Consider the following 22,755-nt stretch of genomic DNA (forward strand, 5'->3'; position numbering starts at 1 on the left):
AACTGAATAATAAGGGCGGCAAAATGGATATCAGCAATCTGAGTTTTACTGAACTGGTAGCATTGAAAGGCGACGTTGAAAACGAAATCAAGCGTCGTGAATCTGAAGAAAAATCCAAGGCTAAGAAGCAGATCATCGAGCTGGCAAAAGCTTATGGTCTGAGCGTGGAAGAGGTGCTGGGCAAGGTGGGTGCCACCGTGCGCAAGCCGGTTGAAGCCAAGTATCGTCATCCGGAAAATGCCGAACTGACCTGGACTGGTCGCGGCCGCAAGCCGGTTTGGGTACAAGAACTGCTGAATGCTGGCAAAACGCTTGAAGATCTCGCTATCTGATGTGACACTGTCTTCCAAGTGCCTGACAAAAAGCGCCTGCACGGGCGCTTTTTGTTTTGTGGCACAAGTTCTTCTTGCTGATTTGCCGGCTTGTATAAATACTGGTAGGGCCGACTAGCGCAAGCTCCGGGTTCGCCTTGATCCCGTCATGATGACAGACTGAAAGTTACGCCATGTTGGACTTTTTCTCCCGAGGCTCAAAGAACAAGTCAGATCCTTTGGCCAATGCTGCTGCTGCCAAGGTTTATGCCGATACTCTCAAGCAAGAGTATGGCGCGGCTGCGCACGAGAGAATTACCGAGATGCTGGCCGAGGTCAATGCGCTGTCTCCCCATGTGACGGCGGATTTGCTGGATGCCGTGTTGACGCTCAATCTGGAAATCCAGCCGCTGCATGAAAACCTGTGCACGCAATATTTCATGAATTCCCGTATGCCCAAGGTGCTGGAAGGGCAGTTGCGTTCGCAGATACTGGCTTATGGCAAGCAGTTTCTCGAGTTTTATCAGCGAGCCTTGTCGGTTGATACCGACATGCAGCAAGAAGAGCGGATCCGTGCCATGCTGCCCCTGGTATTGGTACGCATGATGCATTTTTTTGGTGAGTTCGCCCGTTGGCAATACCTGCGGCATTTCACTCCGGATGATGTTTTCTGGCTGAATGTAAATCAGCTTTATCGCCTGGCAGAGCAGCGACGTATTGACTCGACTCCGGTGTTTTTATTCGGAGAGGACAGCCCCGGTACGACGGTGCAGGATCAATACCTCATCATGCTGATGTTGTCCTTGTTAAGTAGTGGCAATCTCAGCCTGCGCCAATTCAATTTCTCCTACCAGTTGTTATGCCTGGTTTCCAATCGCATGTCGCTGCATCCGCAATATGATGAAGAGGCCAGCTTTGCCGTGACACTGGCCGAGGCCAAACCAGCCGCACGTGCCAATCCCAGCTTTGTCAGTGATTCTGCCCGTTTCTGGAGTACCGCCAATATGGTGGAAATCATCCATAGCTGGGCCACGGTGATGGAAGGCGGGCGGGTGCCGCCGGAACTCAAGCCATTGATCGAGCCTGGCATTGATGCCGGTTTGCTGCACATGCTGTGCCGTGAATGGTCGGCCAAGCCGATGCGCTTCGAGCGGGCCGAGCGGGTTGCCGTGACAAACCGCAATCTGGAAGTGGCGCATCGCCTGTCAACCCTGCACCGGCTGATTCGGCAGCCAGATGAGGCCATACAGGCGCAGGCGCGGCATACCGACAACGACAGTTTTGATGATGCCGCCAATATTCGCATCTATGGCTTTGTCACCAGCCGCAAGCGTGATCGCAGCACGCTGGCGCTGGCTCCGCTGACCATGACCGGCGATGCGACGCCGGCGGCACAACCCTTGCGCGACGAGTTCCTGCGCTGGTCGGTCGAGAATGTCAGCCAGAGCGGCCTTGGCGTGACGCTGGACTCGCTGGGCAATGAGTGGGTGACACTGGGCAGCCTGGTAGGCTATCGCGATGTGGACAGTGCCAACTGGAGCCTGGGGCTGGTGCGCCGGGTCAAACGCGCCAATCAGCGGGAGCGCATCTATCTGGGGGTGGAGACCCTGTGTACCCGACCGGTGGCGGCCTCCATTCGCCCAACCGACAGCAAGCTGATCGATCCCACCTTGCCCCCCGACATGGTGTGGCTGGCCGGGCATATCGCCTTGTTTGTGCCTTTTGATCGCGGAGGGCGGCGTATCAATGCCCTGATCATGCCGATTTCGGTGTATACCCTGGGCCGGCAGTATTACATGACGGCACGCGGCAAACACTTTCAGATTGCGCTGGGCAAGGTGCTGGAAAAAGGCAGCGACTGGTGTCTGGCCGAAATCGAACTGGTGAAGGCGCTGGAAAGATTGCCACTGGCCATGTGAGTGCTGCAGGCAGGGGAAAACAAAAAAGCCGGAATCGCGATTCCGGCTTTTTGCTGGCTGCAGGGTGATCAGCGCAATTCGTTGATCACCGCGTAGATCGGTGTCAGTGCTGCTTCGCCCATGCGCAGGCTGCGCTGGCCATTCCAGCCGTAGTCGTCATCCGGCAGGTTGGCATTGTCCTTGAACGGCATTTCCAGGGTAAAGGCCAGGCATTTGAAGTTTTCACCGACCCAGTTGGTGGCCAGGCTCAGATTGGCCGATCCCGGCGCATCCTTGTCGTAGCCGAATTCATCCTGGAAGTCCGGATTGGCCACCATCAGGTAGTGCTTGAACTTGTCTTCCAGCTGGCGGATGCGTTCGTTGTAAGAAGGAACGCCTTCTGTTCCGGCGACAAACACATAGGGCAGTTTTTCGTCGCCGTGGATGTCGAGGAACAGGTCAACGCCGGTCTCCAGCATTTTGTTGCGCACGACCAGTACTTCCGGACTGGTTTCCTGCGATGGTGCCAGCCATTCGCGATTGAGATTGGCCCCGGCGGCATTGGTGCGCAGATTGCCCAGGATGGAGCCATCCGGGTTCATATTGGGCACCACGTAGAAGGTGGCCTTGTCCAGCAGGGCGCGCGAAGTGGCATCCAGCGGATCGAGCAGGCGGTTCAGGAAACCTTCGACAAACCACTCGGCCATGGTTTCGCCGGGGTGCTGGCGCGCGGTCACCCAGATTTTCAGATCAGACTCGACTTCATGGCCAATGGTCAGCAAATTGATGTCGCGGCCCTGTACGGTAAAGCCCAGGTCATGAATCTGGCACAGGCCCGATCCTTGCGCCTGCCCCAGCAGATTCAGGTGCTGCTCGTGGGAGTAGGGCTCGAAATAGGCGTAATACACGCTATTGGCCAGCGGCACATGTTCAACCGTCATGACCTGGCCGTCAAAATGAGCAGGTACGCGGAACCAGTTGATGCGGTCGTACGATGCCATCAGCTCGTAATCAGTCCATCCTTCCGGATAGGCGCATTCGCCGGCATTGAGAAAGCGCAGCGTACAAGCCTGATAGGCGGCACCCTGTAGCCGGAAATAAAACCATTGAGCAAAGTCCGCGGCATTGTCATGGGGAATCCGCAGCTGGATGTCGTCGAAACTCTCCATGGAAACGATTTCGATGCTGCCTGCGTCAAAGTTGCTGCTGATTTTCATGCGTTGAACCCGTGGTCTTTGCTGGAACTCAAAGAAAGAATTGTAAACCTGCGCCGGCCAGCTTGCATCATGCAAAACAAAAAACCCCGCCAAAGCGGGGTTTTGCAGCAGGCGAAGCCGTGAATCAGGCGCGCTTGGTGGCGGTCTTCACTGCATCGGCAGTGGCGCTGCTGGCAGCCTTGATGCTGCTATCAGTGAATTCGGCAACTTGCTGGGCAGCCTTGCTGAAGCTGTTAACGGCAGCAGCGGCAGCAGCCAGCGAGGTCTTGACGGCGTTCAGTGCATTGTCGGAACCTGCCGGGGCGTTCTTGGCAGCACCTTCCAGTGCGGTGATCAGGTTCTTGTTGAAGCTGCCGAGGTTTTCTTCAGCCAGCTTGGACAGTTCGCTTTGCGCGGCGGATACGATTTCGTATACGTTGCGGGAGTTGGCAACAGCCTTGTCCACCGATTGGCTGGCCAGTTGGTTGAACTGGTTCAGGGCTTCCTGGGCATCGCCAGCGCCGGCCAGAGCCTTGGCGACCTTGACGTTTTCTTCCAGGGTTTGCTTGGAGGCTTCCAGGTTCAGCTTGACCAGGCGCTCGGCGCTGTCCAGGGAGATCTGGGCAACACGCAGGGCGGCTTCAAAGCCGGACAGGGAGATTTTGCTGATTTGATCGTTGGTATTGAACATGTTTTTAACCCTCATCATTGGATTTCGTAGAAAAGACCGACAAGCTCTGTGTTGACTGTGATTTTTTTTCTTGTTTTATATTGCACTGCACAATAAGTGCGAAATGTAGCATGCACTGCGCGAGGGGGATAGAAGTTTTGCTCTAGCTTGTTGTATTTATGATAAATTGCGGGTGCACAACACCAACGACAATAATCCGGGAGTGTTACATGAGTGTTGAAAAAAGGGTCATCAAGAAGTACCCGAACCGCCGCCTGTATGACACGGCGACAAGTTCCTACATCACATTGGGAGACGTGAAACAACTGGTGCTCGAGAACGTGGATATCCAGGTTGTCGATGCCAAATCACAGGATGACATCACCCGCAGCGTGCTGCTGCAGATCATCCTGGAGGAGGAGAATGGCGGCATGCCGATGTTCAGCTACGAAGTGCTGACACAGTTCATCCGCTTTTATGGTCAGGCCATGCAGGGCATGATGGGGCCCTTCCTGGAGAAGAACCTGCAGCTGTTCGGGCAGATGCAGCAGAAGCTGCAGGAGCAAACCCGCGCCATGTATGGCGACAAGGCAGTGTTCAACACCACCATGTGGGGCGAATTCATGAAGCTGCAGGGGCCGGCGATCCAGAATGTCATGTCCAGTTATATGGAACAGAGCACCGGCATGTTCCTGGAAATGCAGAATCGCATGCAGGAACAAACCAAACAGTTGTTCAGTGGTTTCACTTTCCCGGGCTATGTGCCGCCCGGCAAGGATGATGCAGGCAAATCCTGATCAACCCAGCATGCTGAAAAAGCCCGTTACCAGACGGGCTTTTTCTTTTGTAGCCTCCGGTTTTCAGTCGCGGCCCGCCGCTGCCCTGGCAGCCCGCTGCGGATAGCGCAGACCCCAGGGCAGCGCCTCCAGTATTCTGGGCCGCGGAAGGTGCGGCAGTGGCGCTCTGGGAAATGGGTGGACGCAAGCCAGGCCCTGCCTGGCTTGCGTCTGGGATGCCCAGTCAGTCCGCAGGCTGATGCCGCCGCGGCGCAAACAGCAGCAGCGTTGCCACGCAGGCCGAGAGCGCAGCAAACAGCAGCCACCAGGCCGGTGAACTCTTGCTGTGCGTCATTTCCACCAGCGCGGTGGATACCGCCGGGGTCAGGCCACCGAAAATGGCGGTGGCCAGGCTGAAGGCCAGCGAAAAGCCCACGGTACGCACATACACCGGCATCACCTCGGTCAGTGCCGCCACCATGGCACCGTTATACATGCCGAAGAAAAACGAGAACCACAGCAATACCGTCAGCAACCGGATAAAGCTTGGCCCATCCCCCAGCCAGGCCATGGCCGGGTAGGCGGTCAGCAAGGCCAGCAGCGAAATACCCAGCAGCAAGGGCTTGCGGCCAATGCGGTCGGACAGGGCGCCGCCGATGGGCAGCCAGCAGAAATTGGACAGGCCCACGCACAGGGTGACGATCAGGCTGTCCTGCGCGCTCAGGTGCAGCACGCTTTTGCCAAAAGTGGGGGTGTAGACGGTGATGAAGTAAAACAGCGTGGTGGTGAGCGAAACCAGAAACATGCCCGCCACAATGGTGCGCCAGTGCAGGCCGATGGTGGCAAAGATTTCACGCAGGCTGGGGCGGTGATGACGCGCCAGGAAGGCATCGGTTTCCTGCAGCGAGCCACGCAGCAGGAAAATCAGCGGGATGATCAGGCAGCCGATGAAAAACGGCACGCGCCAGCCCCAGGCGGCAATCTGCGCCGGGCTCAGCCATTGCTGGATGCCATAGCCGATGGCCGCCGCCACCACAATGGCCACTTGCTGGCTGGCCGACTGCCAGCTGGTGTAAAAGCCCTTGCGACCCGGTGTGGCAATCTCGGACAAATACACCGACACCCCTCCCAGCTCCACCCCGGCGGAAAAGCCCTGCAGCAGTCGGCCCAGCAGCACCAGCAAGGGCGCGGCCAGCCCGATCTGGCTGTAGTCCGGCACAAAGGCAATCAGCACCGTGCCACAGGCCATGATGCCCAGCGTGACAATCAGCCCCTGACGGCGGCCGATGCGGTCCACATAACTGCCCAGCACGATGGCACCCAGCGGGCGCATCAGGAAACCGGCACCGAAGACGGCAAAAGTCAGCATCAGCGAGGCGAACTCGCTGCTGGTGGGGAAAAATGCCTTGCCGATATACGTGGCATAAAAACCGAACAGAAAGAAATCGAACTGTTCGAGAAAATTGCCACTGGTCACGCGCAGTACCGCACCCAGTCGGGACTGGGCGGGGTGCTGGCGCTCTGGCGCTTGTTGCATGCGTACTCTCCTTTGTTGCATCTGTTGCGTTGTATTTATTGCTTTTCTGAATGTTTACTGATGGACGGTCAGCGGCGTTGACGCTTCTCGATGGCCCATTTCAGCAAGGCCGCGCTGCGGAAAATACCGTGGGCAAACTTGCCATAGGGCAGGGTGACAAACAGCGCCATCACCACGCCCAGATGCACGGCCAGCAGGCTGCCCAGCACATGGCTGTGGCGGGCAAATGGCAACAGCAGGCCGCTGGCGCTGGTGAGCAGCAACAGGGCAATGAAGCCGCGGTCCATCGGGCGTTGTTGTATGTCGCCATGCTGCGGGTCGCGCTGCAGGTTCAGCCACAGCAGACCGGCCGGGCCAATCAGCAGCCCGATACCACCGGCGCAGCCCAGCAGCACCGGCAGGCTGTTCAGTGCATAGGGGGCTGGCAGACCCAGCAGATAGTGGTAGCCGGTGGCGGTGATGGTGGCGGCAAAGCAGGACAGGAAGCCATAGAAGGTGAAATGGTGAAAACGCCGCCGCCACAGGGTGTAGGCATCGTCGGCGTTATTGCAGCCCTGGCCGTGGCCGCCATCCAGATACTTCAGCGTGGCTACTGCATGACCGGCATCCAGCACCGCCGGTACATCCGGCGCTTGCGGGCTGATGTCACGCCAGAAGCGGCGCACACCCAGGCCCAGCGCCAGCATGGCAAAGCCGAATACCGGGCCAAACAGCCCGGCCAGCAGATGGTGCGGGAAGTAGTCGTAGAAATTGCCGCTGCTCACGCTGGGGGCCAGCGCCTGCAATAGCAGCAGGAACAGCGCGAGGCCGCTGGCCAGTGCCAGTGCCACGGTCAGCCCGGCATGCTGATACAGCCGCCCCAGCGCGCCCGGCCAGGCAAAGCGGGTATAGCTTTGCTGGCGTACCTGGGCCATGGCTTTGGGAATGTTGACGGCAAATTCATGTGGCGGTGCGTACTGGCAGGCATGCAGACAGGCGCCGCAGTTGTGGCAGAGATTGGCCAGGTAATGAATGTCGGCCTGGCCGAATTCCAGCCGTTGGGTCATGGCGGGAAACACTGCGCAAAAGCCCTCGCAATAGCGGCAGGCATTACAGATTTGCAGGTCGCGCGCCACTTCGGCTTCGGCTTTGTCCAGCAGGGAGCCCGGCTGGCCGGCAGCCAGTTGTTGCGCCTCGTCGATCAGGCGGGTGAGTTGTTGCATGTCAGATTCCTTGTGAAACAGCCTGAGCTGCCTGGGCGGCACGGCTGCCGGCAATACGACCAAAAGCCGTGCCGATGGCCATGCCGATACCGGCCACATAACCCTTGCCCAGCACATTGCCGGCCATCATTTCACCGGCCACAAACAGGTTGGGGCTGGGCTGGCCGGCAAAGTGCACGGCGGCATCGGCATTGGTTTTCAGGCCCAGATAGGTAAAGGTGATGCCGGGGCGCAGCGCGTAGCCGTAGTAAGGCGGGGTATCCAGCGGCAAGGCCCAGTGGCTTTTGGGCGGGGTGAGATCTTTGGTGTGGCAGTTGTCCAGCACGGTGTGGTCGAACTGCCCGGCCTGACAGGCCGCGTTATAGCGCTGGACGGTGTCGACAAAGCGCACCTCGTCCAGTCCCAGCTGGCGTGCCAGTTCCGGCAGGGTATTGGCCTTGTTGCCGGGGAATACCGGCGGCATGAAACGGCCTATGGCCTTGGAGTCGATGATGGAGTAGCCGATCTGCTGCGGCTGTTGCGCGACCAGCCGCCCCCAGATGGCATAGCGCTTGGGCCAGAAGTCCTCGCCCTCATCGTAAAAGCGCTCGGCGTTGCGGTTGAGCATGATGCCCAGCGACACGCAGTCCACCCGGGTGCAGATGCCGCCATCGTATAGCGGCGCGCGGGCGTCAATCGCCACACAGTGCGATTGTGACGGATCGCCCACCATGTCGGCCCCGGCCTGCTGCATGAACTTGAGCAGCACGCCCTGATTGAAACGGGTGCCACGGATCAGAAAGTTATCTGCTGGCCAGTCGCCCTGGTCGTTCTGGCCCCAGGCGCTGCGCAGCCATTCGCGGTTGGATTCGAAACCGCCAGCCGCCAGCACACAGCTGCGAGCGCTGATGCGCTCGCCGCCAGCCAGCTGGGCAGCAACAAAGCGGCCATCCTGCAATTCCAGCCGCTCCACCGCGCTGTCGTAGCGAATCGCCACGCCCAGTTTTTCCGCGCTGCGGTAGTAGGCATTCACCAGTGCCTTGCCGCCGCCCATGAAGAAGGCATTGGTACGGGCGGTATGCAGCGCGCCGGACAGCGAGGGCTGAAAGTGCACGCCGTGACGGCGCATCCAGTCGCGACAGCTGCCGCTGGCGCGAATCACCAGCCGGGCCAGCGCTTCGTCGGTCTGGCCGCCGGTCACGCGCAGCAGGTCCTGCCAGTATTCTTCTTCCGGATACGCCTCCACCAGCACGTCTTGCGGGGCATCGTGCATGCAGCGCAGGTTACGGGTGTGCTGCGAATTGCCGCCGCGCCAGGCGCGCGGGGCGGACTCCAGCAGCAGCACCGAGGCCCCGGCTTCGCGGGCCATCAGTGCGGCGCAGAGTGCGGCGTTGCCGCCGCCGATGATCAGAACATCAAACATGGGTACAGCCTCCCTGAGACAAGCGGAGACTGTAAAAAGCCCTCAGCCCGGCCGCCAGAGCGGATCGGGCAACAGGTGTTTAGCGTTTGTAAACAGTGGCTCCCGGCCACTGGCCGCTGCTGGCCAGTTCGCTGGCCACTTGTTGCAGCACCACACGGGTGGCCAGCCCGGCCGGGGACAGCTCGTCATCGGACAGGCTCACCAGCAGATTGGGACGGCTGACGCTGGCGTCGGTGATGTCAATCAGACGGAATTCCTCCGGCGGCAGGCGGGCAATGGCGGCACCGGGCTGGATGGTGGCACCGTAACCAGCCCGCACCGCATCCATCAGCAGTGACAGGCCGTCGATTTCCGCGCTGATGTTCAGCGCGTGTGCGCCCTGGGTGCTGGCGTTGTTGAGAAGTGCGCGCAATCCATGCGGGCCACTGGGCATGATCAGCGGAATGTCGCCCAGCTCGGCCAGGCTGATGTGGTCCTGCGTGGGTGCTGCGGGCAGGTCGCGGCGGCAGATCAGGAACAGCTTTTCCTCCAGCAGCGGCAGCACGCTCCAGCGCCGGGTGCGTTCTTCCTGAAACAACACCGCCAGATCAAGCTGGCGTGCGCCCAGCATGGTGGCCAGATTGCCGGACAGGTTTTCCACCAGATGCAGGCGGATGTCCGGGTAACGCTGGCGCATGGCCGCCATGAAGGGCAGGCCCAGCACGCCGGTGGTGCTGGGGGCCATGCCCACGCTGACATGGCCGGACAGCCGGGCCAGCTGGGCGGCACGCATGGCGTCGTCGGCATGGCGGATGGCCAGCTGCGCCTGCCGCCAGAAGGCCAAGCCAGCATCGGTAGGAACCACGCCGCTGGAGGTGCGCTGCAATAGCCGGGTGGACAATTCGCCCTCCAGCCGGCTGATCTGCTGGCTCAGTGCCGAAGTCCCCACCCCCAGTTCCAGCGCAGCGCGTCCCATGCTGCCTTGTGCCACCACGCTGACGAAATAGCGTAATTGTCTCAGTTCCATGCTGCGTCCTCTTGCCGTGCTGACACGGCTATCTGTATCGCGTCAGTTTACTGGATACGCTGCGGGCTGCCGGGTGCATCAGGCAGAAACCGTGGTTTTGTTGTGCCAGCGGTGGGGAGGGCAGGGTGCCGGCGGGGGCGAAATGGTGGCAGCGCAAGGTGCGGCGGTGGTGCAGCTTGCCGGGAAATCCCGGCGCAATGGCGGCGGAAGCGGGTGATGACGCCAGGCTGTGCCCTGTTGCCATTTCCCGCATAAGCATGCTTGGGTATCAAGTGGCAAATGGCTGTATAATCTGGCGTTTTTCATTTTTTGCACTACGCCACATGTCCAAAGCTCCTCGTATCGGCATGGTTTCGCTTGGCTGCCCCAAGGCCCAGAGCGATTCCGAACAGATTCTCACCCGCCTGCGCGCGGAAGGTTATGAAATTTCCTCCTCCTACGATGGTGCCGACCTGGTGGTGGTGAATACCTGTGGTTTTATCGATTCGGCGGTGACCGAATCGCTGGATGCCATTGGTGAAGCCCTGAGCGAAAACGGCAAGGTGATTGTCACCGGCTGTCTGGGTGCCAAGGATGGCGTGGTGCAGAGCGCACACCCCTCGGTGCTGGCGGTAACCGGCCCGCATGCCACCGACGAGGTAATGACGGCGGTGCACAACTACCTGCCCAAGCCGCACGACCCCTTTGTCGATCTGGTGCCGGATGTCGGCGTGCGCCTCACCCCCAAGCACTACGCTTACCTGAAGATTTCCGAAGGCTGCAACCACCGCTGCACCTTCTGCATCATCCCGTCCATGCGTGGTGATCTGGAAAGCCGCCCGGTACACGATGTACTGCGCGAAGCCGCCAGCCTGGCGCGTGCCGGCGTCAAGGAACTGCTGGTGATTTCGCAGGACACCTCGGCCTATGGCGTGGATGTGAAGTACAAGCTGGGCTTCCATGATGGCCGCCCGGTGAAGACCCGCATGACCGAGCTGTGCGAGGAACTGGGCAAGCATGGCATCTGGGTGCGCCTGCACTATGTTTACCCGTATCCGCATGTGGACGAAGTGATCCCGCTGATGCGCGACGGCAAGATCCTGCCTTATCTGGACATTCCCTTCCAGCATGCCAGCCAGAAAGTGCTGAAGCTGATGAAGCGTCCGGCCAATAGCGACAATGTGCTGGCCCGTATCAAGAAGTGGCGCGAAATCTGCCCGCAGCTGGTGATCCGCTCCACCTTCATCGTCGGCTTCCCCGGCGAAACCGAAGAAGACTTCGAAGAACTGCTGCAATTCCTGCGCGAAGCCCAGCTGGATCGCGTGGGCTGCTTCACTTACTCCGCTGTCGAGGGTGCCACCGCCAACGACTTGCCCGACCAGGTGCCGGAAGAGGTCAAGGAAGCGCGCAAGGAACGCTTTATGGAAGTGCAGGCCGAAATCAGCGCACGCAAGCTGGAAGCCCGCATCGGCCAGCGCCTGACCGTGCTGGTGGACGAAATCGACGACGAAGGCACGGCGATTTGCCGCAGCTATGCCGATGCGCCGGAAATCGACGGCCTGGTGTTTGTCGATGATGCGGTCGGCCTGGAAGCCGGCCAGTTTGTCGAGGTGGACATCGTCGATTGCAGCGAACACGATTTGTGGGGCGAACGCGTGTCTGCCTGATGTGCCACACGCCGCTCAAGTAAAACGGTCTGCCTGCGGGCAGGCCGTTTTTCATGGCGCGGGCTGATTCAGTGGCGGTAGGCCGGCAGGCGCAAGGTAAAACAGGCACCGCCGCCCAGCGGGCTGTCGGCGCTCAGCGTGCCGCCATGGCGCTCGACGATGCCATAGCTGATGGACAGGCCCAGCCCGGTGCCCTTGCCGATGGGCTTGGTGGTGAAGAAGGGGTCGAAAATCAGCGGCAACGCCTCTTCGCTGATGCCGGGGCCATTGTCCAGCAAGACCAGTTCCACCCTGTCGCCGAGCTGTTCCAGCCGTAGCTGCAGCGTGGGTTGCGGGGTTTTCTCGATGGCATCGAAGGCATTCTGGATCAGGTTGACCAATACCTGTTGCAACTGGTTGGCCGAGCCGCACACCCAGGCCGGCTGATCCAGCCCGCTGCTGCTGACCTCGACCCGGAAGGGCGCGGCCCGGCTGACCCAGTGCACGGCGCGCTGGGTGAGGTCGGCCAGATCCACCCGCTGGCGGGTGTTTTCTTCCACGGCGGAAAAGCGCTTCAGCGCATCCACGATATGGCCGCTGCGCTCGGCACCTTCCATCAGCCCGGCGCTGAGCGAGGGCAGGTCGGCCAGCAGGCGGTCGATTTTCAGCTCGATGCGCAGCGCCTGGGTCTCGCTGCCCAGGTCATGGGCGTGGATGGCATTGAGATAGCGGGTGAGCTTGCCGGCATAGCGCTGCATGGCGTGGGCATTGCCCAGGATAAAGCTGATGGGATTGTTCAGCTCATGCGCCACCCCGGCCACCAGCCGGCCGAGCGAGGCCATCTTTTCTGCCTGCACCAGCTGGGCCTGGGCTGATTTCAGTGCCTGATGCGCCGCTTGCAGCTGGGCATAGGCACGCTTGAGTTCGCCGATGGGGCGGCCCACGGCGACAAAGCCGCTGTAACGGCCTTCGCCATCGTAGAGCGGGCTGACATTCCAGGTGACCGGCACCGGCTCACCCTGCTGGCGGGGCAGGGCGATTTCCACATCCTGCACATCGCTGCGGCCTGCCGCCAGCAGGGTGGCGATCTGGCTGCGTGCCTGCTGGTCTTCCACCAGCTCGGCCAGTTCGCGCCCCACCAGCTGGTCTTCCGCATGGCCGGTCAGCTGCAGCATGGCACGGTTGACCTGGCGCACCTTGCCCACCGTATCGCATACCACCAGCACATCGGTCATGGCGGCCAGCACGCCCTCGGTGAAGTGATGGGCTTCGGCCAGCTCGCGGTGCTTGGTTTCCAGCGTTTCCTGCGAGGCCACCAGCTCGCTGTACACCTCGTCCATGCGCTGGATGACATCGATCCAGGCCGCTTCGGCCAGCTCCTGACCGGCCGCCGCTGTCTGGTCATCCGGCAAGCTGACCGGCGCGTTCAGTGCGTGGTGCAGACCTGGCATGGATCGAAACTCCTGACAATGTGCTGGACCTGCAAGGCTTGCGGGTCGCTGGCGTCCACGCCTTCCAGCGCTTTTTCCAGTGGGCCGGGCAGCTCCTTGCTGTCGCGTGGGGAAAAATTCCAGGTGGTGGGGGCGATGATCTGGTAGCGGCTGATGCGGCCGGCATCCAGCGTCACCCAGTGCCCCAGCATGCCGCGGGCGGCTTCGGTCAGGCCGACGGCGCTGCTGTGTTGCGGGCTGGCCGGGCAGGGCTGCTGGAAGGGCTGTTCCAGCTGCAGTGCCGCCAGCCAGTGTTCCATCAGCGGCACGATGCGCGCCACTTCGGTGAGGCGTGCCACCACCCTGCTCAGTACATTGCCGCCGGCACTGGCCACCATCTCGCTTAGCAGCGGCTCGCCGCGCAGCAGGCCGCGCGCCAGGGCACCGGTTTCGGCGGCGAGGCCAGCCACGCGCGGAGCCTTGCTCCAGCTATAGCCTTCGGCCTTGTCCGGCAGTGGCACGGTGTCGGTGTGCAGCGGGGCGCTCGGGCCATCGCCGGCCAGCCAGCTGCGGTGGTTGTCTTCGCTGATCTGCTCCAGCGGCAGCGGCTGGCTCACGCCCTGTTGCCACAGCCCGGCCGGGCTCCAGGGGCCGTCCGGGCCGGCATAGGCTGCCGCCGCGATGAAGTGGTCGTAGCTGCGGCCCAGCTGGTGTAATTGCAGCTGCGCGGCAAGGTGCAGGAAATGGGCGAAGTCGGCGGCTGGTGTCTCTAAGCGGTAGTGTTCCAGCGCTGCCTGGCTATCCAGTGCGGCGATGGCTTCCAGCGGCTGGCCAAAAGTGCGCTGCTCCAGAAAGCGGCGGAAGCTGCGCAGCCATTGTTGCAGCCGCACCCGCTCGGCGGCGCTGACCACCTTGGTTACCCCGCCCGGTTGCAGGCACAGGGTATGTGGCCAGTGGCCGGCCAGGCTGCCCATGAAGCGCATCAGGATGGCGCGTGCTTCCAGCATGGGGGCGACGGCGCTGCCGCGCTGGGCCTGGAAGCGGGCCAGGGTTTCGCCGTGCCAGGCATGTGACTGGTAGTCGGCGCGGGCAAAGTCCGGCATGAAAAACAAATAGAAATGACTGAGGTGATCGGCGATGTTTTCCACCGCGTGGATCAGGTTCAGCACCCGCTGGCCATTGGCCGGTGGCGTGATGCCGTACAGCTGGGACAGCGCATGCGCCGCCGCCACCGATTGCGATACCGAGCAGATGCCGCAGATGCGCGGCACGATGGCCAGCGCGTCCAGTGGCTCGCGCCCCAGCAAGATCCGCTCGAAGCCACGGAACAGCGGTGCGGTGACGCGGGCGGCACTGACCTTGCCATCGGCAAAATCCAGCGTGATGTTCAAATCCCCTTCCACACGGTTAAAGGGGCCAAGAATGCGGCGGCTCATGCCTTGCCCTTTTTCGGTAGCGAGGGGGGGACGGTCAGGCGGTCGCGGGTGGCATTCTGCCGTACCCGTGCCGGCGTGGCGGATTTGGACAGGGTGGACAGCGCGACAAACCAGGCCTTGGGCATGTCGGTGGGCAGGCCCACCGGGAAACCGGCTACCTGTGGTGTGCTGAAGAAGCCATGGCCGGGGTCGGCAAAATCCGGTGCCGTGCAGTTGATGCAGGGATAGCCGCCGGTCAGGCAGGAGCCCTCGCCATTCCAGCCACGGCTATTGCAGTCGGCATGGGCCTGGGTGCCCTTGCAGCCCACGTATTCCATCAGGCAGCCCATCTGGCCGGGCGCGGTGGCGCTGGCCTTGAATTCGTAAAACTCGTTCTTGTCGCAGCCGTGGTGAACCAGCTTGTCGGCGTAAAAACGCGGACGACCCAAGGGGTCGAGGTCGCTGGCATGCAAGCTGTCGGCCGCCAGCAAGGCCAGGGTTTCCAGCACCCAGCCCGGATGGGTGGGGCAGCCGGAGATATTCACCACCGGCAGGCCGCCGGCGGCATGGAAATTCCCACCCAGCAGGCCGCCGGGATGATTGCCGGTATAGTCCAGCCCCACTGCACCGGTGAGGTTGTCGCCGGCGGCACTGATGCCGCCATAAGCGGCGCAAGTGCCCACGGCGATGACCTGGCCGGCGCGGCGGGCCAGCTGTTCGATCAGCGTGCTCATGCTTTGCCCGTCCGGCAGCAGGTGGAAACGGCCGGCGGCACCGGTCATCACCGAACCTTCCAGGCAGAGCATGTCCAGCGCTTCGCGGCCATCCGCCAGCCGCTGCAACAGTTGCATGGCTTCATCCAGGCTTTGTTCGGCAAAGCTGGGGTGCCAGACCAGCTCGATGCCGATGTCGGCCAGCGTGGTGAACAGGCTGGGGGCATCGGTATTGAGCAGCGACAGGGTGCAGCCACCACAGCCACCGGATTGCAGCCACAGCAGGCGTTTATTTTTCGAGGCCATAGCGGGTCAGCTTGTTACGCAGGCCGACGCGGGACAGCCCCAGCTCGGCGGCGGCGCGGGTCTTGTTCCAGCGCTGGCGGGTGAGGGTTTCGCGCAGGATCTGTTTTTCCAGCTCGTCCATGCGGGTTTTCAGATCGCCGGGCAGGCCCGTGAGAAAGGCCAGCTCGGCCACCTGTTCTTCGGCGGCGGCTTGCAGCACTTCGGCCGACAGCAGTTCGGCGCCCAGCAGGTCGTCGTCGCTCAGCACCAGCATGCGGTTGATCTCGTTGCGCAGCTGGCGCACATTGCCCGGCCAGCGGTAATCGCGCAGTGCCTGCAGCGTGTCCTCGCCAAAGCGGGCAGCCGGGCGCTGATAGTGATGGCGGGCTTCTTCCAGCAGGGCCTGGGCGATCAGCGGAATGTCCTGCGGCCGTTCGCGCAGCGGCGGCACGCTGACGGTAAACGCCGACAGCCGGTAGTAGAGGTCTTCGCGAAACTGGCCGGCGCGCACCAGTTCCGGCAGCAGCTTGTTGGTGGCCGATACCACGCGCACATTCACTTTCAGCGGGCGCGGGCTGCCCACCGGGCGGATTTCGCCCTCCTGCAGCACCCGTAGCAGCTTGGCCTGGAAGGCGGGCGAGGTTTCGCCGATTTCATCCAGGAAAATGGTGCCGCCATCGGCTTGCTGAAACAGGCCGATGCGGTCCTGATAGGCACCGGTGAAGGCGCCGCGCTTGTGACCGAACAGCTCGCTTTCCAGCAGCTGTTCCGGCATGGCGGCGCAGTTTTCCACCACGAAGGGGCGGTCGCGGCGGTGGCTGGCGTAGTGCAGGGCGCGTGCCAGCAATTCCTTGCCCACGCCGGATTCGCCCTCGATCAGCACCGAGATGTCAAACGGCGACACCCGTGCCAGCAGCGCGCAGATCTTGCTCATGCTGCTGTCCGGCGCCCGCACGATATTGTCCATGGCCGAGCGTTCGCGCATCTGTTCGCGCTTGCTGTCCACCTTGACCTTGAGCCAGGGTTCGGAGGCTTTCAGCTCGATATTGAGCAGCTCGTTTTCCTGCTGCAGGCGAAACAGCTCCACCGCGCCCTGCACGGTCAGCAGCAGCGATTCCGGCCGCCACGGCTTGAGCAGGTACTGGTAGATGCCGGCGTCGTTGACGGCGGCGATGATGTCGGCGTTGTCGGTGTAGCCGGACAGGATGATGCGGATGACCTGCGGGCAGCGCTCGCGTACCTGCTTGAGGAATTCCACCCCGCTCATGTCCGGCATGCGCTGGTCGCTGACCACCACCTGGATGAATTCCGATTCCAGAATGGCCAGTGCTTCCGCGCCTCCCTGCGCGGTAAACAGGGTGAAGTCGTCTTCCAGCGTCCGTTCCAGTGCTTCCAGCGAGCGGATTTCGTCATCCACCAGCAAAATGGCGGGTTTTGCGCGCATTGTTCTTATCCCAGTCAAGCGTTGTTATTGTCTGTGCGCCCGGACTGTGTCGCCCGGGTCGGTGGCTGCGGCCATGGCCGCAGCCGCTGTTTCAGCCTAGCAAATGCGTGGCAGCATTTCGCCGCTGAGCCAGTCCAGCAGGCGTTCGCCGCCAAAATCGGTGGCCACGCGGACAAACTGGTGGGCATCATTCACCACCTCGCCGATGATGGCCGCCCGCTGCCCCAGCGGGTGGGCTTGCAGCGCCGCCAGAGCGGCGGCGGCCTGTTCTGGCGGACAGATGGCCACCAGTTTACCCTCGTTGGCGATGTAAAGCGGGTCCAGTCCGAGAAATTCACAGGCAGCGCGCACGCTGGCCTGTACCGGAATGGCGTTTTCCTGCAGACGCATGCCCACACCGGACTGCTGGGCGATTTCATTCAGCGTGGTGGCCAGCCCACCGCGGGTGGGGTCGCGCATCAGGCGCAGGCCGGGGCAGGCGGCCATCAGGCTAGCGGCCAGGGTGTGCAGCGCCGCGCTGTCGGACAGGATGGGGCTGGCAAAGCCCAGCCCTTCACGCTGGGACATCACCGCCATGCCGTGATCGCCCAGGGTGCCGGACAGCAGGATCACATCGCCGGGGCGGGCCTGATCGCCGGACAGCTTCACCCCGTCCGCCACCACGCCCACGCCGGTGGTGGTAATGAACACGCCATCGCCCTTGCCGCGTTCCACCACCTTGGTATCGCCAGTGACAATGGCCACCCCGGCATCGCGTGCGGCGGCAGCCATGGAGCGCACGATGCGCGCCAGATCGGCCAGCGGCAGGCCCTCTTCCAGAATGAAACCAGCACTCAGATACAGCGGCGTGGCCCCGCCCATGGCCAGGTCGTTCACCGTGCCATGCACCGCCAGGCTGCCGATGTCGCCACCGGGGAAGAACAGCGGCGAAATGACATGGCTGTCGGTGGCCATGGCAATGCGTGTACCCGGTGGCGGCAGGATGGCCTGGTCATTGCCCTGGGCCAGCCAGTCGTTGGCAAATTCGGCAGCAAACAGCTCGCTCACCAGCTGGGCCATGGCGCGGCCGCCGCTGCCGTGGGTCAGGTTGACCAGACCGTGCTTGAGATCGAGCGGACGGGTGTAGGGCTTGCTCATGCCGTGGCTCCCTGTACGAAACGGCCATAGTGATAGTGGGCGGCGCAGGCACCTTCACTGGACACCATGCAGGAGCCCAGCGGGTTGTCCGGATTGCAGACAATGCCGAATACCTTGCAGTCCTGCGGCCGTTTTTGCCCGCGCAGGATGGCTGCGCATTCGCAGGCCTTGTGGTCCGGCACATGGCGATAGGGCAGGGCAAAGCGCAGTTCGGCATCAAACTCGGCAAAGTCCGGGTGGATGGCCAGCGCGGAATGCGGCACCTGGCCCAGGCCGCGCCATTCGAAGCTGTCGCGCAGGGTCATGGTCTGCGCCACCCGCGCACGCGCCTTCTGATTGCCGTCATGGGTAACCGCGCGGCTGAACTGGGTTTCCACCTCGGTGCGCCCTGCATTGATCTGCTCCACCAGCATGGCCACCGCTTGCAGCACATCCAGCGGTTCAAAACCGGCAATCACCACCGGCTTGGCAAACTCCTCGGCCACCGCGGCATAGGGCGCGCTGCCGATGACGGTGCTGACATGCGAGGGGCCGATAAAGCCGTCCAGCTGCACGGCGTCACCCGCCGCCAGCAGATGACGCATGGCCGGCGGCGTGAGTACGTGGTTGCAGAACACGCTGAAATTGGCCAGCTGCTCCTGCCGCGCCTGCAATAGCGCCAGCGCGGTGGGCGGGGTGGTGGTTTCAAAACCGATGGCGAAAAACACCACCTGTTTGTGCGGGTTGTCGCGGGCAATCTGCAAGGCGTCGTTGGTGGAGTACACCATGCGCACGTCCGCGCCCTGGGCACGGGCCTGGTACAGGCTCATCTTGTTGGACGCCGGCACGCGCAGGGTGTCGCCATAGCTGCACAGGATGACATCCGGGCGCAGTGCCAGCGCGATGGCGGAATCCACCCGGCCGATGGGCAGCACGCACACCGGACAGCCGGGGCCGTGAATCAGCCGGATATTGTCCGGCAGCAAGCCGGTGAGGCCGTAGCGGGCAATGGCGTGGGTGTGGCCACCGCAGAATTCCATCAGCCGGTATTGCCGGTCCGGCTGCACCAGCGTGCGGATGTGGGCGGCCAGGCCACGGGCGATGTCGCCGCGGCGGAATTCGTCTACATATTTCATGCCTGCTCTCCTGCCGCCAGCTGGTCCATCAAGGCCAGGGTGCGGGCGGCTTCTGCGGCATCCAGTTTGCCGATGGCGTAACCGACATGCAGGATGACATAGTCGCCCTCCTGCGGGCTGTCGATCAGCGCGACCGACACTTCACGGCTGACGCCGTCTACATCGACCACTGCCATGTCGTCGGGCAGCAGTTGGCGGATTCTTACCGGCATGGCCAGGCACATGGTGTTTTCCTTATTGTTGCAGCAGGCGCTGTCTGGCTACCCAGGCCTGACCCAGGCTGAGGCCGCCATCATTGGGGGGCAGCTGGCGGGCGGTGTGGACTTGCAGCCCGGCATCGCGCAGCAGTGGCAGCAGGCTGTCCAGCAAGCGGCGATTGGCAAAACAGCCGCCGGCCAGTACCAGCTGGCGGATGCCGGTGGTGCTGGCGGCGCGCCCGGCCCAGTCGGCCAGCGCCGCTGCCAGTGTGGCGTGCCACAGGCTGGCGATGGCCTGCGGGTCGGATAGTTGCAGCAGCTGGCGTGCCAGCGGGGCGAGATCCAGCAGATTGGCCGGCGATACCTGCCAGCCGCCGGCCAGCGGCGCGCAGGGTGCCGCCAGCGCTTCCAGTTTTTGCGCCGCCTCGCTCTCGAAGCTTTGCCGCGGGCACAGCGCAGTGAGGCCGGCAATGGCATCGAACCAGCGGCCCATACTGGTGGTGTCCGGGCAGTTGAGCCCGGTTTCCAGCTGGCGCAGCAGCAAGGGCAGGCCGGGCTGTGCCGCCAGATGCGGCGGCAGTGGCAAGTCCGGGCAATAGCGTTGCCATAGCCCCACCGCCATGCGCCATGGCTCGCGCGCCGCCTTGTCGCCACCGGGCAGCGGCAGCGGGCTGACATGGCCCATGCGTTCGCAGCTGGCGCCTTCCAGCATCATCAGTTCGCCGCCCCAGGCGCCGCCGTTCTTGCCCAGACCGTAGCCATCCAGTGCCAGCCCCAGCAGCGGGCCGCATAGACCGTGTTCGGCCATCACTGCCGCCAGGTGGGCATGATGGTGTTGGACCGGCAGCAGGGGAATGCCCAGTCGCTGCGACCATTGCTGCGCCAGCTGGCTGGAGAAGCTGTCCGGCTGCAGGTCGCAGGCGATGGCTTGCGGAACGACGCCGGTGAGGTCGAGCAGATGCTGGGCGGTCTGTTCCAGCGCCTCACAGCTGAGCGGGTGGTCCAGGTCGCCCACATGCTGCGACACAAAAGCCTGTGTGCCGCGCAATACGCTGACCGTGTTCTTGAGATAGGCACCCAGCGCCAGCACATCCGGGCCGTCTGCGGCGAGCGGCAGCGGATCGGGCACAAAGCCGCGGGCGCGGCGATAGAACAAGGGCTGGCCGGCCTGTAGCGCCAGCACGCTGTCGTCGCAGCGGGTGACGATGCTGCGGTTGTGCAGCAGGAAGACATCGGCCACCTGGTTCAGCCGCTCGCGTGCTTCCTGGTTGCTGGTGACAATGGGTTCGCCGGACAGGTTGGCGCTGGTCATCACCCAGATGCGCTCGCAGGGCTGGCGCCGCCAGTCGTGGCCCTCCGGGCGGCCCAGCGCCTGGTAGAACAGCAGCCATTGCAGCGGGGTATAGGGCAGCATGACGCCGATGCAGCCAATGCCGGGCGCGATGTCCGGCAGCAGCTGGTCGGCGCCGGCTTTTTTCTGCAGCAGCACGATGGGCCGTTCCGGGCGCAGCAGCCAGGCGGCTTCGGCCGGGCTGACTTCACAGAAGGCACGCACCGAGTCGATATTCAGCGCCATCACCGCCAGCGGCTTGCCGGGGCGGTGCTTGAGCTGGCGCAGCCGGGCCACGGCTTCAGCACTGGTGGCATCGCATACCAGATGAAAGCCGCCCAGACCCTTCATGGCAATGCTGCGGCCCATTTGCAGGATCTGCCAGGCGCCATGCACCGGGTCGCCTTTCAGCGGCTCGCCGAAGCGGTCGGTCAGTTGCAGCTGCGGGCCGCAGTTGGGACAGGCGGTGGGTTCGGCATGAAAGCGGCGGCTGTGCGGGCTCTGGTATTCGCTGCGGCACTCCGGGCACAGCAAAAAGGGCAGCATGCTGGTGTTGGCGCGGTCGTAGGGCAGGCGATGGGTAACGGTGTAGCGCGGGCCGCAGTCGGTGCAGTTGATGAAGGGGTAGCGATAGCGGCGGTCGCCGCGAGTGAACAATTCGTTCAGACAGGCCGGACAGGTGGCGCTGTCGGCCGGCAGCCGGGCATGGGTGATGCCGCCGCTGCTGTCGCGGATTTCAAACGGTCCGGCCTCGGGCAGCGGGTCGAGCAGGCTTTGCTGCAGGCTGTCTATCTGCGCCAGCGGCGGCAGATCATGCTGCAACTGGTGGCGAAAGGCGGCCAGCTGGCTGCTGCTGCCCTGCAGCTCGATGGTGACGCCTTCGCCGGTATTGTGCACAAAACCGGACAGACCCTGGGCCTGGGCGGTACGCCAGACAAAGGGGCGGAAACCCACCCCCTGGACCCGGCCGCGCACGGTCAGGCGCAGTCTTTGTGTGGGCATGATTCAGCTTCGCTCCTGCAAGCGCTGTTCCAGCGCGGCAATCTGCTGGCGCAGGCGGGCCACTTCGCGCTGTTTTACCAGCTGGGCATCGTTCATTTCCAGCAGCAGCCAGTCTATCCACAGGTCCATGCCGTCGCCGCTCTTGCTGGACAGCTGCAAGACCTTGATTTTCGGGTTGATGCGGCGGGCATTGGCGATACACACGTCGACGTCGAAATCCAGATGACGCAGCAGGTCGATCTTGGTCAGCAGCATCACGTCGGCAGCGGCAAACATATCGGGGTATTTGAGCGGCTTGTCCTCACCCTCGGTGACGGACAGGATGGCCACCTTGTGCGCCTCGCCCAGATCGAAAGCCGCCGGGCACACCAGATTGCCGACGTTTTCGATCAGCAACAGGCTGTCGTCGGCCGGGTTCAGTTGTTCCAGCGCCTGGCCCACCATGTGGGCGTCCAGATGACAGCCCTTGCCGGTGTTGATCTGGATGGCCGGTGCGCCGGCCGCGCGGATGCGTTCGGCATCGTTGCTGGTTTGCTGGTCGCCTTCCACCACATACACCAGGGTGTCGCGGCCCAGCTGGCGGATGGTTTCGGCCAGCAGGCTGGTTTTGCCGGAACCGGGGCTGGACACCAGATTCAGCGCAAAAATGCCACGGTCGCGCAGCCACTGGCGGTTTTGCGCGGCATAGCCATCATTCTTGGACAGGATGTCCTGCTCGATCTTCACCATGCGCGCCTGGCTCAGCCCCGGTGCATGGGCATGGGCCGCACCCTGGCCGTAATGCAGCGCCGCGCCGCCCGCCTGCTGGCTGAGGGTGGGCTGATGTTCTGCCGCTTGCTCTGCCGGGATTGCCGGTGCCGGGTGGGCGTGGACATGATGATGCCGGTCGTGGTCGTGGTCGTGGTCATGAGCATGCGCATGGTGCGGTCGATAGGGAAACTTCACGCCGCCGGGAGCCCGGCCTTCAATCTTCACATTGCCTTTGCTGCAGCCGCAAACGGTACACATTGCTGCCTCTCCTTGTTTTTTATGCTGATGGCCGCGGCGAGTGGCCGCTGGCCGGT

At 62.8% G+C, this 22,755-nt stretch carries 19 protein-coding genes; 4 read left to right on the forward strand and 15 right to left on the reverse strand.

The annotated features are described in order from the left end of the window. The first annotated feature begins 23 nt into the window (after positions 1–23). Both DFR38_RS13060 and DFR38_RS13065 read left to right on the forward strand, forming a co-directional pair. Complete coding sequence (locus DFR38_RS13060) at positions 24–332, forward strand: H-NS histone family protein (protein ID WP_059286015.1); 309 nt, start codon at positions 24–26, stop codon at positions 330–332. Positions 333–550: 218 nt separating this feature from the next. Continuing rightward, positions 551–2,230 (forward strand): hypothetical protein, encoded by a 1,680-nt coding sequence (locus DFR38_RS13065; protein ID WP_239688651.1) that lies wholly within the window; start codon positions 551–553, stop codon positions 2,228–2,230. 68 nt (positions 2,231–2,298) lie between these two features. On the opposite strand, the gene DFR38_RS13070 is transcribed toward DFR38_RS13065, so the two are convergent. Both DFR38_RS13070 and DFR38_RS13075 read right to left on the reverse strand, forming a co-directional pair. Continuing rightward, positions 2,299–3,426: a M14 family metallopeptidase gene (locus DFR38_RS13070; protein WP_059286017.1), complete on the reverse strand. Its 1,128-nt coding sequence runs from the start codon at positions 3,424–3,426 to the stop codon at positions 2,299–2,301. A 124-nt stretch (positions 3,427–3,550) separates the two neighbouring features. Next, entirely contained in the window at positions 3,551–4,096 is a 546-nt protein-coding gene (locus DFR38_RS13075) for a phasin family protein (protein WP_059286018.1), read from the reverse strand. 209 nt (positions 4,097–4,305) lie between these two features. Between DFR38_RS13075 and phaR the strand changes: the two genes are divergently transcribed. Further along, positions 4,306–4,872: a polyhydroxyalkanoate synthesis repressor PhaR gene (phaR, locus tag DFR38_RS13080; protein ID WP_059286019.1), complete on the forward strand. Its 567-nt coding sequence runs from the start codon at positions 4,306–4,308 to the stop codon at positions 4,870–4,872. A 223-nt stretch (positions 4,873–5,095) separates the two neighbouring features. On the opposite strand, the gene tcuC is transcribed toward phaR, so the two are convergent. The 4 genes from tcuC to DFR38_RS13100 form a co-directional block, all read right to left on the reverse strand. Then, positions 5,096–6,388 carry an MFS transporter gene (gene tcuC, locus DFR38_RS13085; protein WP_059286020.1) on the reverse strand — a complete coding sequence of 431 codons (1,293 nt, stop codon included), beginning with the start codon at positions 6,386–6,388 and terminating at the stop codon, positions 5,096–5,098. A 68-nt stretch (positions 6,389–6,456) separates the two neighbouring features. Further along, complete coding sequence (gene tcuB / locus DFR38_RS13090; RefSeq protein ID WP_059286021.1) at positions 6,457–7,590, reverse strand: tricarballylate utilization 4Fe-4S protein TcuB; 1,134 nt, start codon at positions 7,588–7,590, stop codon at positions 6,457–6,459. 1 nt (position 7,591) lies between these two features. Then, positions 7,592–8,992 carry an FAD-dependent tricarballylate dehydrogenase TcuA gene (gene tcuA / locus DFR38_RS13095; RefSeq protein WP_059286022.1) on the reverse strand — a complete coding sequence of 467 codons (1,401 nt, stop codon included), beginning with the start codon at positions 8,990–8,992 and terminating at the stop codon, positions 7,592–7,594. Positions 8,993–9,071: 79 nt separating this feature from the next. Then, positions 9,072–9,998, reverse strand: a complete 927-nt coding sequence (locus DFR38_RS13100; protein ID WP_110313507.1) for a LysR family transcriptional regulator — start codon at positions 9,996–9,998, stop codon at positions 9,072–9,074. A 323-nt stretch (positions 9,999–10,321) separates the two neighbouring features. Here DFR38_RS13100 and rimO point away from each other — a divergent pair, with 323 nt between their 5' ends. After that, the gene (gene rimO / locus DFR38_RS13105) at positions 10,322–11,644 is read left to right on the forward strand and encodes a 30S ribosomal protein S12 methylthiotransferase RimO (protein ID WP_059287546.1); all 1,323 of its coding nucleotides are present in this window, start codon (positions 10,322–10,324) and stop codon (positions 11,642–11,644) included. Between the two features lie 68 nt (positions 11,645–11,712). Here the strand turns inward: rimO and DFR38_RS13110 are convergent, their stop codons facing one another. From DFR38_RS13110 to hypB, 9 genes are all read right to left on the reverse strand, one after another. Continuing rightward, positions 11,713–13,074 carry a sensor histidine kinase gene (locus DFR38_RS13110; RefSeq protein ID WP_110313508.1) on the reverse strand — a complete coding sequence of 454 codons (1,362 nt, stop codon included), beginning with the start codon at positions 13,072–13,074 and terminating at the stop codon, positions 11,713–11,715. Then, the gene (locus DFR38_RS13115) at positions 13,050–14,489 is read right to left on the reverse strand and encodes a nickel-dependent hydrogenase large subunit (RefSeq protein WP_110313509.1); all 1,440 of its coding nucleotides are present in this window, start codon (positions 14,487–14,489) and stop codon (positions 13,050–13,052) included. Before DFR38_RS13115 ends, DFR38_RS13110 begins: the two co-directional genes overlap by 25 nt. After that, a complete protein-coding gene (locus DFR38_RS13120; RefSeq protein ID WP_059287306.1) occupies positions 14,486–15,487 on the reverse strand; it encodes an NADH-quinone oxidoreductase subunit B family protein in 1,002 nt (333 codons plus the stop codon). The genes DFR38_RS13115 and DFR38_RS13120 overlap by 4 nt, the downstream gene beginning before the upstream one ends. Next, a complete protein-coding gene (locus DFR38_RS13125; RefSeq protein ID WP_110313510.1) occupies positions 15,471–16,910 on the reverse strand; it encodes a sigma-54-dependent transcriptional regulator in 1,440 nt (479 codons plus the stop codon). The genes DFR38_RS13120 and DFR38_RS13125 overlap by 17 nt, the downstream gene beginning before the upstream one ends. 96 nt (positions 16,911–17,006) lie before the next feature. Further along, positions 17,007–18,047, reverse strand: coding sequence for a hydrogenase expression/formation protein HypE (gene hypE, locus DFR38_RS13130; protein WP_059287307.1), 1,041 nt, complete (start codon positions 18,045–18,047; stop codon positions 17,007–17,009). Next, the gene (gene hypD, locus DFR38_RS13135) at positions 18,044–19,162 is read right to left on the reverse strand and encodes a hydrogenase formation protein HypD (RefSeq protein WP_059287308.1); all 1,119 of its coding nucleotides are present in this window, start codon (positions 19,160–19,162) and stop codon (positions 18,044–18,046) included. Before hypD ends, hypE begins: the two co-directional genes overlap by 4 nt. Next, positions 19,159–19,386, reverse strand: a complete 228-nt coding sequence (locus DFR38_RS13140; RefSeq protein ID WP_059287309.1) for a HypC/HybG/HupF family hydrogenase formation chaperone — start codon at positions 19,384–19,386, stop codon at positions 19,159–19,161. The genes hypD and DFR38_RS13140 overlap by 4 nt, the downstream gene beginning before the upstream one ends. Before the next feature lie 10 nt (positions 19,387–19,396). Beyond that, the gene (gene hypF, locus DFR38_RS13145; protein WP_211310760.1) at positions 19,397–21,691 is read right to left on the reverse strand and encodes a carbamoyltransferase HypF; all 2,295 of its coding nucleotides are present in this window, start codon (positions 21,689–21,691) and stop codon (positions 19,397–19,399) included. Between the two features lie 3 nt (positions 21,692–21,694). Beyond that, the gene (gene hypB / locus DFR38_RS13150; protein ID WP_059286082.1) at positions 21,695–22,699 is read right to left on the reverse strand and encodes a hydrogenase nickel incorporation protein HypB; all 1,005 of its coding nucleotides are present in this window, start codon (positions 22,697–22,699) and stop codon (positions 21,695–21,697) included. Positions 22,700–22,755 lie beyond the last annotated feature (56 nt).

It is taken from the genome of Aquitalea magnusonii, from assembly GCF_003202035.1.
GTDB classification, from domain to species: Bacteria; Pseudomonadota; Gammaproteobacteria; order Burkholderiales; family Chromobacteriaceae; genus Aquitalea; species Aquitalea magnusonii.